At 46.7% G+C, this 9,823-nt stretch carries 7 protein-coding genes and 1 pseudogene; 3 read left to right on the top strand and 5 right to left on the bottom strand.

The window, feature by feature from the left end; all coding sequences use genetic code 11:
* Positions 1–51: 51 nt before the first annotated feature.
* From V2H45_RS23300 to V2H45_RS23310, 3 genes and pseudogenes are all read left to right on the top strand, one after another.
* Positions 52–366 (top strand): annotated as a pseudogene (locus V2H45_RS23300) (AAA family ATPase); the annotation flags it as partial.
* Positions 367–421: 55 nt separating this feature from the next.
* A complete protein-coding gene (locus tag V2H45_RS23305; RefSeq protein WP_330486087.1) occupies positions 422–1,771 on the top strand; it encodes a DUF58 domain-containing protein in 1,350 nt (449 codons plus the stop codon).
* On the top strand, positions 1,768–3,768 hold the full coding sequence (locus V2H45_RS23310) for a transglutaminase-like domain-containing protein (RefSeq protein ID WP_330486088.1): 2,001 nt from the start codon (positions 1,768–1,770) through the stop codon (positions 3,766–3,768). The genes V2H45_RS23305 and V2H45_RS23310 overlap by 4 nt, the downstream gene beginning before the upstream one ends.
* 113 nt (positions 3,769–3,881) lie before the next feature.
* Here V2H45_RS23310 and purT read toward each other — a convergent pair whose 3' ends face one another.
* The 5 genes from purT to V2H45_RS23335 form a co-directional block, all read right to left on the bottom strand.
* The gene (gene purT / locus V2H45_RS23315; protein ID WP_330486089.1) at positions 3,882–5,045 is read right to left on the bottom strand and encodes a formate-dependent phosphoribosylglycinamide formyltransferase; all 1,164 of its coding nucleotides are present in this window, start codon (positions 5,043–5,045) and stop codon (positions 3,882–3,884) included.
* 166 nt (positions 5,046–5,211) lie between these two features.
* Positions 5,212–5,964, bottom strand: coding sequence for a DUF928 domain-containing protein (locus V2H45_RS23320; protein ID WP_330486090.1), 753 nt, complete (start codon positions 5,962–5,964; stop codon positions 5,212–5,214).
* 60 nt (positions 5,965–6,024) lie between these two features.
* Positions 6,025–8,655, bottom strand: a complete 2,631-nt coding sequence (locus V2H45_RS23325) for a CHAT domain-containing protein (RefSeq protein WP_330486091.1) — start codon at positions 8,653–8,655, stop codon at positions 6,025–6,027.
* 32 nt (positions 8,656–8,687) lie between these two features.
* Complete coding sequence (locus V2H45_RS23330) at positions 8,688–9,269, bottom strand: Uma2 family endonuclease (protein ID WP_330486092.1); 582 nt, start codon at positions 9,267–9,269, stop codon at positions 8,688–8,690.
* 117 nt (positions 9,270–9,386) lie between these two features.
* Complete coding sequence (locus tag V2H45_RS23335) at positions 9,387–9,719, bottom strand: type II toxin-antitoxin system VapC family toxin (RefSeq protein WP_408648883.1); 333 nt, start codon at positions 9,717–9,719, stop codon at positions 9,387–9,389.
* Positions 9,720–9,823 lie beyond the last annotated feature (104 nt).

Raw genomic sequence — 9,823 nt, forward strand, 5'->3', positions numbered from 1 at the left:
GGATGATTCAAATCCTCCTAAAACGTCTTGCTTAACTTCTCAAACACTCTCTTAAAGCATCAAGTCAAGCAAGTGCGAGTCAGCCAAGAACTCAAGCGCTACGTCGTCGATATTGTGAATGCAACGCGATCGGCAGATGACGTCCAATTGGGAGCGAGTCCCAGAGCCTCGATCGCCTTAATGAAGGTAGCTCAGGCTTTGGCTTTGTTTGATGGCTATGAATTTGTCGCGCCCGAGCATATCCAAGAGCTGGCAGTTCCAGCGATCGCCCATCGCCTTGTCATGGAGCCGCGATCGCATTTTGCTGGCAAAACCGCCTCCAGCGTAGTTCAAGAGATTCTTCAGTCTGTTCCCGTTCCTACCTGACTTATGCTCCCATAAAGTTCGCTTTGAATTCCCCCAAGCAGTTCCGACATGAAGTATGAAACAATTTTTCTATCGGTTTTTTCGCTTTACCTATATCGTGCAAAAGTGGCTGGGTAAAAGGCTGACAACAAGTGGTATGTTCGTCGTTGTGGGTATCATTACTTCAGCAGTTTTTGGCTTAGATCCAAACCCAAGCACAAACTATCAGATCTTTGCTGCGTTATTGTCGATTTTGGCGATCGAGATCGGGTTTAGTCTGTTTTTCCGTTTTCGATTTAGTGCCACGCGCCTCCTGCCCCGATTTGGTACCGTTGGGATGCCGCTCAAATACAGAATTGCGATCCAAAATCAGACCCGCAAAAATCAAGTTGGACTGAAGCTATTTGAAGATTTTGCCGATCCGCGTCCGAGTTTAGCAGAGTTTCTTGCCATCCCCGAACCGAATGAGGATAAGCGGAATCGCTTCGATCGCAGCTTGGGATTTTATCGCTGGCAATGGGCGATCGCGAGGAAGCAGAGTGCGATCGCAACAGCGATCGAGTTACCCCTACTTGCTGGGAATCGCAAGACGGATGTGGTAGGTACGATCGTCCCCACCCAGAGAGGTGTGGTGCGATTAGCGGGTCTGACCCTTGCCTGTCCGGGCCCTTTGGGTCTATTCCATGCCTGTAAAACCTTTGCCTTACCGCAATCAATCTCGATCCTGCCCAAACTCTATAATCTGCCCTCCATTCAACTACCCGGATCGAGACGCTATCAATCGGGAGGTGTGGCTTTATCCTCCTCTGTGGGCGATTCCGAAGAATTTCGAGCCTTGCGCGAATATCGAGCGGGGGATTCGCTGCGTAATATTCACTGGAAAAGTTGGGCGAAGGTGGGAAAACCGATTGTCAAAGAAGAACAAGATGAATTTTTTGTCCGCCATGCCTTGATTCTAGACACGTTCCAATCCGAGCTATATAGCGAGATTTTTGAGGAAGCGATCGCATTGGCAGCTTCCTTTGCCTATGAAGTCCAAACCCAAGAATCCTTACTTGATTTGATGTTCGTTGGCACTGAAGCTTATTGTTTTACCTTCGGACGCGGTCTCAGTCATACCGATCGCATGTTAGAAATCCTAGCCTCCGTGATTCCCTGTCAAGATCGACCGTTCGACTCGATCGTTCCTGCAATTGCAGAAAGAATTTCCCTCTTAAGTGGCTGTATCTGCATCTTTCTAGCTTGGGATGAAGAACGCAAAAAGCTCGTTCGCTATCTACAATCCGTGGGGATTTTTACCTTAGTCTTAATCATCGCCAGCGATTCGAGTCAATTCAGCCATACTTCCGAATTGGTCAGCGATCGCCTCACCCAAATTCAGGTTCTCACACTGGGAAACATCCAAGCGGAGTTAATGCAACTATGAAAATAACCAACCTAGCGATCGTTGCCGCATCTATTTTCTGGGGTTGGCAAATGGGATGGTGGGTGTTAGCAATTCCCTTTGCTCTGCTGATCGCGATTGCCCCATGGACTCCTGCAAAATGGGATTTCTCATTGCGAGATTTTCGATGGATTGCTGGCTTCTGCACTACGATTCTCGCTGTCATAGGGGTTTATCTGGCGATCGCTGGTCAAGACCCTTATTTTATCTATAAGCTACTCCAGTGGCTCCCATGCATTTTTGCCCCCCTCATCTTGGCACAAACCTATGCAAGTGGCGAATCGATCGATCTTCTCATCCTGGTTTTTGGTCAGAAAAAAACCAAGCAATTTGAGAATCCCGATCGCTTTCAAATCCCTCTAACTTCCCTTTACTTTGCACTCTTAATTGTTGCAGCCAGTGCTGCCAACACGCGTAGCATTTTCTTTTATCTCGGTATGTTTGCCCTTGTCGCTCTAGCCCTATGGTCGAGTAGAGCGAAGCGCTTTTCCATTGGGATCTGGCTCTGTGTCCTACTCGTGGCTGGCAGTGTGGGTTTTGTTACTCAGATCGGTATTAATAATGTCATGAACGCACTCGAGCAATACGCGATTGAATGGTACGGACAACAAATCATGCGTAAAGAGTCCGATCCGTTTAAAAAAGATACCGCGATCGGCGATATCGGTCAAATTAAGCTATCCAGTCACATTTTGTTTCGCGTTGCCATCGATAAACAGAACGTGCCAATTCGATTGCGGGAATCTACCTATAATCGCTATCAAGCTTCGACTTGGCTTGCTACCAATCCCCAATTCACAAGCCTAGAACCCAACCCCGATCGCATCACTTGGCAGTTTACTCCTAAGGATATTCCCCATTCATTCTTGACCATCTCAGAAACCTCGCGCAAAAACAAGATGCTTTTAAAGCTTCCCCAAGGAGCATTTCAGATCGGGCAACTTCCTGTGGATAAGCTATTAAAGAATCAGTACGGTACGACTGAGGTTCAAGGAACCTCTGGCTCGATCTCGTACCAAGTCCAATTCCCCTTAAAAATTGAATCGGGAATTGAGCTAGATAGTTCTCCCTCAAACGATGACCTGTACGTGCCAGAGGGTGAAAAAGCAGCCCTCGATCGCATTGTCCAAGAGCTAGCACTTCAGGGTGAATCTCCTAAAGAAGTCTTACGAAGGGTGGGGAGCTTCTTTAATCGCAATTTTCGCTATTCTCTGAATAACTCAGTTGCGAAAGATAAGCGATCGACAGCTTTATCGACTTTTCTATTGAACGATCGCTCAGGGCATTGTGAATATTTCGCCTCTGCTGCCGCACTGTTACTCAGGGATGTGGGAATACCTACCCGCTATGCCGTTGGTTTCTTTGTGAGCGAGTTTAGTCCTTTAGAAAATCAGTATGTGGTGCGCGGGCGTGATGCCCATGCTTGGGTTTTAGCCTACATCAATGGAACTTGGCAGGAATTCGATACCACCCCGCCTGACTGGACGAGTTTAGAAAAGGCATCCGCCTCCCAATGGGAATTCATCTCTGATCTATGGGCTCTCTTGAGTTTCAAACTGTCGGAGGGTTGGCAATACTTCACAAACAGCGATCTCATCAAATATTGGTGGTGGACGATCTTACCGATCTTGCTCCTATTGCGACTGTTCAATCGCAAAAAAAGGATAGGAGGGGTGAAAACGCAAAAGCGATCGCTTAAAGTCACGACGAAGCAAGACAGAATGTTAGCAGATTCTGATTTTACCGCGATCGAACAAGCCTTAAATAGTCGCGGCTTCTTTCGTAACCCTTCAGAATCCCTAAAACATTGGCTAGAGAAGATCGATATTGGCAGCCTTAATCAGGAGCTAGGTGGTGTGGTTGAGCTGTATTATCGCGATCGCTTTGACCCTCTAGGTATCACGCCATTAGAAAAAGAGCACCTAAAGGTCTCCATTAAAAACTGGGTTAATAGTTTACGCGCTCGGGCGATCGAATAACCAACTGTAATTAACGCCAGTTCGGGATAAGCTAAAACCCTTACCCCGTCGTTGACTGAAATATGTATTCCCTCGTAGAATAATTGAAAATCTTATCTTTCTCCGAACTGAGTTTAGATAATCTTGATTTTGGAGGCAGCTTCTGTTGCCTTTTGGCGGGACTCTATGGCATCTTTCCCTTTCGCTAAAGCGACCCCCATGCGGCGGTAGGGACGAGAATCTGGCTTCCCAAATAAACGAATTTCCGTGTTAGGAATCGCAAGGGCTTCTTCTATGCCTGTAAAGGAAATATTATCGCTAGTTCGGCTGGCAAGAATGACAGCACTAGCCGACGGACTGAGCAATTCAATCGTGGGAATCGGCAAGCCTAAAATTGCGCGTAAATGGAGTTCAAATTCGTTGAGATTTTGGGAGATCAGGGTAACCATTCCCGTGTCGTGGGGACGGGGAGACAGTTCAGAGAAAATCACTTCATCTTTCGTGATGAAAAATTCCACGCCGAAAAGCCCTGCGCCGCCGAGTTTATTGGTAACTTTGCGGGCAATGTCCTGTGCATCTTGGACTTGGGAAGCGGTTAAGCCGACGGGTTGCCATGATTCTTGGTAGTCACCCCGTTCTTGGCGATGTCCGATCGCTTCACAAAATAGAGTCTCACCCTGCCATTGACGGACCGTTAACAGGGTAATTTCGACTTCAAAATTGATAAATTCCTCGATGATGATTTTGGCGGTATCACCCCGCGCTCCAGCGATCGCATAATCCCAAGCTTTTTCTAGTTCATCGGCATTTTGCACGACGGACTGTCCTTTGCCAGAGGAAGACATCACAGGTTTAATTACGTTTGGGAACCCAATTTCGGCGGCAACGGTTTTCAGTTCGTCAAGACTGGTGGCATAGGCGTATTTGGCAGTACGTAAGCCCAATTCATGCCTTGCCAAGTCCCGAATGCGATCGCGGTTCATGGTGAAGTTGGTGGCGGTGGCAGTGGGAATAACGGTGTAACCTTGAGCTTCCAGTTCGAGCAGTTTCTCGGTACGGATCGCTTCTACTTCTGGCACGATCAGATCGGGTTGATGTTTTTTCACGACGGTTTCGAGAGCCTCGCCATCCAACATCGAAATCACTTCTCGACAATCGGCTACTTGCATTGCGGGTGCATTGTCATAGCGATCGACTGCAATTACCGAATTACCAAGTCTTTGAGCGGCAATAGCAACCTCCTTACCCAGTTCGCCAGCGCCCAGAAGCATGATTTTTTTTGGTAATGCGATCGCCATTGTATTCACCTTGTTATTTCACAAAACAGCCATATCATACTGTTTTTAGCTGTACATTCAGCCAAGTTAGACAATGCTACTAAATCCAATCTAAAAGGCTTCAATTATCGTGCAGCGGCTGGTGACAGCCTTGCTACTTTTATCCCTACTACGCAAACTCCTTAGGCTAATTTTTGAGAGGGGTTTTTGCTAAAGACTCCAAACCAGAGCCTTTGAGTAAATTTTGCCAAGTAACTTGTAGTTCATTGCTACCGGGTTGAGAAAGGCGCAATTTTGCCAATTCAGCCAGAGCTTCATGCCAAATCCCAAACTTGGTATACAGAGACACGCGATCGCTTGCTGAAGCTTTATCCAATTGTGCCATCAAAGCCGAGTTGAGTTGGATGCGACGAACGATGCCTTCAGAGAAAGTATCTTCAGGGTCGCCAGTCTCGCAAACAACAGAGACCAACCACTTGTAATCTTTGCCAAGCTCTAAGGGTGTTGTGGCAGGAAGTTGAAAGCTAATGATCGCAGGCGAACTTGTAAGATTTACCCGTTGCTGATATATGCCCCGCCCTAGTTGATTTTCGAGTGTAAACTCTACTGCGATCGCTGAGGTCTTAGGCACGTAGGCAAAAAACGTAGGGTTGGCTAAAACTGTAAAACCTCGATGACTAGATGGCAACAAAGGAGTCAGCCTTTGTTCTATTGACTCTTTAGCAATGCGATCGGTCGATTGACCATCTCTATCTTTAGGGCATTTTCCATCGCTACTGCGTCTGCCACCCCCAAGGGTTACTGTCGGTGCAGGTTGGTTGGGCGGTGGCTCAAAGCCCTCAGCGAGAGCATCTATTGCCAAAGTAGAGAATGCAATGGGTTGCAAACATGTGGCGATCGCAAAGAGGGCTACATGTTGATGGAATTTTTTATAAAACATAGGGATTATTCTCTTTAGAGTCTAAGTTTTGATGATAAATGAATAGATTGACTATTTTTACTACAGCCAGTTCCCAACTAACACGAAAGGAGACCAGTAAAAGGGATGCGTAAATGCTGGCTTTTTGAGAAGATTAATCTGGGCGTGGCGTAAAGCATCGGCTTTTGTGGTTCCGGGTTTTGCCAGTTCCTCATAAAAAACTTCCATAAATGTAGCAGTTGCACTATCCTCCACAGACCATAAACTAGCGATCGTACTGCGCGCTCCCGATCGCACCGCTATCCCTGCCAGACCCAAGGCTGCTCGATTATCGCCTTTAGCAGTTTTACAAGCACTTAGCACCAATAATTCAATGGGAACTCTGTTATCTTGCTCGCGATTTTGCAATAGTTCTCCTAGTTGTCGGACGCTAAGGCGATTGTTCCATGTCAAAACAAAGGTTTTTTCGACGTCAGAACTGAACTCGCCGTGGGTAGCCAAATGGACAACCCGAAAGGGAATCTTACTAATTTGTTTTTGAATGGCTTCGCTAATAAAAGCCTCATTCAGAAGTGACTGTGTCGGTACGACCGATGAGATTTGCTGCATTTCTCGCTCGACATTGGGCAAGGCATTGAAATTTTGCGTTTCTTTACTCAATCCGCCGACAAATACTTCTAACTGTTGGCGTTTGAGCGGACGCGGATCGAGGAGTTGCAGTCCTGGGGTAAGCGCGAGATTGTATTTCTCGATCGCGTATTGCTGACCGTCATAGAGTACTGCCATCGGCAAGTTTCTCAGAGATCCATCTAAAACAAACGCCAAGGTTTTTATTTTATTATCCGTCAGTATTTTTTCTATCTCTTTCCCAATCAGCATATCGTAGACTTGCTTAGAGGCTGCTTGAATTTCAGACTCAAGGGATGTACGGCGTAGCGAACTTCTCAGTTGGCTTAAGAGGGCTTCTAGTTTGACTTGTGAAATTTTTGTTGTTTTGTGATGTAAAGAACGATCTGGGAGCGAAATCACGACTTCTAAACTATCAGGTAATAGAATTGGGTAGATCACGGCAGCTTGGCGATCGACTTCATCAATCTGGGTGGAACGACCTGTAAGGCAGGCTTCTTTAAAAAAGTTATCTAGTTCAGCCAGTTGTAAAGATTCGATTACTTTACGAGCGGCTTTGAGATCGTCTTGACTGACTGATTTGCCAGCTTCGGGGGTCAGAAGTAGTTCTACAAGTTGGCGGTAGACAGGTTCGACACTATCGCGAAAGGAGAACTGAATGTCCGCATTGCTAGACACGAGATCGCCGCGAATGGAAGCAAGGGTATTCACGGCTTCGCTATAGGCGGCGATCGCTTGCTTATTTTCGCCTTTTGATTTGAGCAAACGTCCGAGCTGCCACTGCCAGCGATAGGCGATGTCTGAGGCATTATTGGTCTGAGCGAGGATTAGCGCTTTTTCGGTCAAGCCTTGGGCTTCTGAAAGCTGCTGGGTTTGTTCGTAGAGTTCGCCCAGATATCCGATCGCGTAGGACTCCGCGCGTGGGTCTCCCATTTCTTTTGCCTGTTGGGCAGCGGTGGCAAGGAGTTGTGCGGCAGTTTCGAGATCGCCTGTTTTTGAATTCTTTTCAGAATTGAGTTTTATGAGGCTCTGGGCAAAATTTACCCTTGCGTAGACGGATGCATGACTGGGAGAAAGATTTGGCAGTTGGGTTTGGATCTCTGAGAATAAAATTCGAGCTGGTTCTGTCTGTTTCGCCTCAACCAGAAGCCTCAGTTGGTTTAGCTGCGCTTGTATTTTTTGGGTAGGAGAGGTGGCATGGCTGGCTGCCTGTTGATAGTAGTCGATCGCTTTGGCAGTTTGTTGCTGACTGGAGGCAGTATTTCCCAAACTTAAGAGTACGTCGGTAATCGTAGGAACATCGTTGAGTTTCTGGGCAAGGGTAAGGCTATTTTGTAAGGTAGCTTCGGATTCTTTAAGTTCGCCTACTAAGCGAAGGATGTCTCCTAAATTCAACAGGCTAGAGGCTTTAAGTAATGAGTCGGGTTGCTGTTTGAGGTCTGCTTGTACCTGTTTGAGGGTATCTTTAGCTCGCGGATATAAGCCGAGCGATCGCAATGCCTGACTCTGATTAATCGTGCTGCGAATGGCTCCGTCTTTGTCCCCTGCTTGCTCGTAGGCCGCTGTTGCCTGCTGCCAAGTTGCGAGGGCAGCTTGGGCTTTGCCTTGAGAGAGTTGGATGTTTCCTTGAATGTTGAGGGCCTGTGCCAGTAATTTGGTCTGTTGGGGTTCGGATTTTAGAATTTCTAAACCCTTGCCGATCGCTCGATCGGCTTCTTTCCACTGTCCGAGTTGCTGATAGGCGAGGGCAAGGTTGTCTAACACCACGGCTTGATTGAGGCGATCGCCTTGTTTGGCGTAAATGTCAGAGGCTTGCTGCCATACTGCGATCGCATTCGCATACTGTCCGACTTGAAAGTGTTGCTTGCCTGTCTGGACGAGCGTTGAAGGGTTGGTGGTGGATTGGGTCAGAACGGAATCCACGGAAACGCTTTGAGAACGATGAGCGGGATTGTTGGCGACGCTGGGTTGAGAGTTCCATCCTAAGAGCAGGGCTAGTAATGTCGTACAGGTTCCGACACTGACGTGGCGTAGAAATCTACTAGTCTTAGGTTTTAGCTTTAAGATGGAATTCCAAAAAATCATTGCTTCTCTCAAATAATTTGTAAGACGAATCTTCACGACGACCAGATGTTTTCTAAACTCAGCACGAAGCCTACGAGAACGTCTTCTCCTGACAGACTAGATGGAGCTTGGAGGATCTCGACGGGTTTGTCTAGACGATAAATCGCAACGCGCTTGCTTTTAGGATCGATCAGCCACCCCAGACGACAACCGTTATCTTGGTACTCTTGCATTTTTGCCATGCCTTTGAGCCACGAGTCCGTGGGAGATAATAGCTCGATCGCAAAGTCTGGACATAGTGGCAGAAATCCTTTGCGCTGTTCGGGTGTGAGGGCATTCCATTTTACGATCGGAATCCATGCGGTATCGGGGGAGCGATCGGAGCCATTGGGAAGCGAAAACCCTGTGGATGAGCCGAATGTTATTCCAGCAGCACTTTGACGATTCCACAAACCTAAGTCGTAATTAATTTCAGAATTCCAAGTGCTAGTTTCCCCACCTGAAAGAGACATGAGTACAAGTTCGTTATTGGCGTTGCGTTCGAGCTTAAGTTCAGGGTTTGCCGCACAGAGTTTGTAAAACTGCTCTCTAGTCAGTTTCACAATGGGTTCAAGGTCGATCGTGTAAGCAGTCATGGGTTTTGCTCCGAAAAGCAACACTAATTTATTTTATCTTGTTTTCGTTAATATAGATAGATCGAGTCCTCTATGAGGTATTTGTGTTACTCATTCCATTTTGTATTCGCATAGTTGTCAAGAATCTTTCGATCCTTGCTTAGTAAAATATTTCGATCGCCTGATTGTGGCGAATGCAGCAATCAGGCGATCGAAAACGTCACGAGTCCAAGAAATTGATAAAGCTCGATCGACGATCGAACCAAAATCTTTTTTACAAATACTCAATCCAATACGTTGAGATAAATCGGCGAATATCACATCTGGTTTATCTGTAATTCTGCCAATTTCATACAGATATTGCAATTCAAGCCGAACTATTGACGAACAAACAAGCATAGATTCCTCCTCAATCGCCGATTGGACAAACTCGCTCAATTTATTTCGCTCACCAACATAAAGCCACAGCACTACGTGAGTATCAAGGTAAATCAAGATTTATCTCATGCTCCCAAGAAACCGCCAATTCAAGGATGAAATGCAACGCCTAGAGATCTTTGCGTAAAGGGACTCAT

The organism is Tumidithrix elongata BACA0141, assembly GCF_036349135.1.
GTDB lineage: Bacteria > Cyanobacteriota > Cyanobacteriia > Pseudanabaenales > Pseudanabaenaceae > Tumidithrix > Tumidithrix elongata.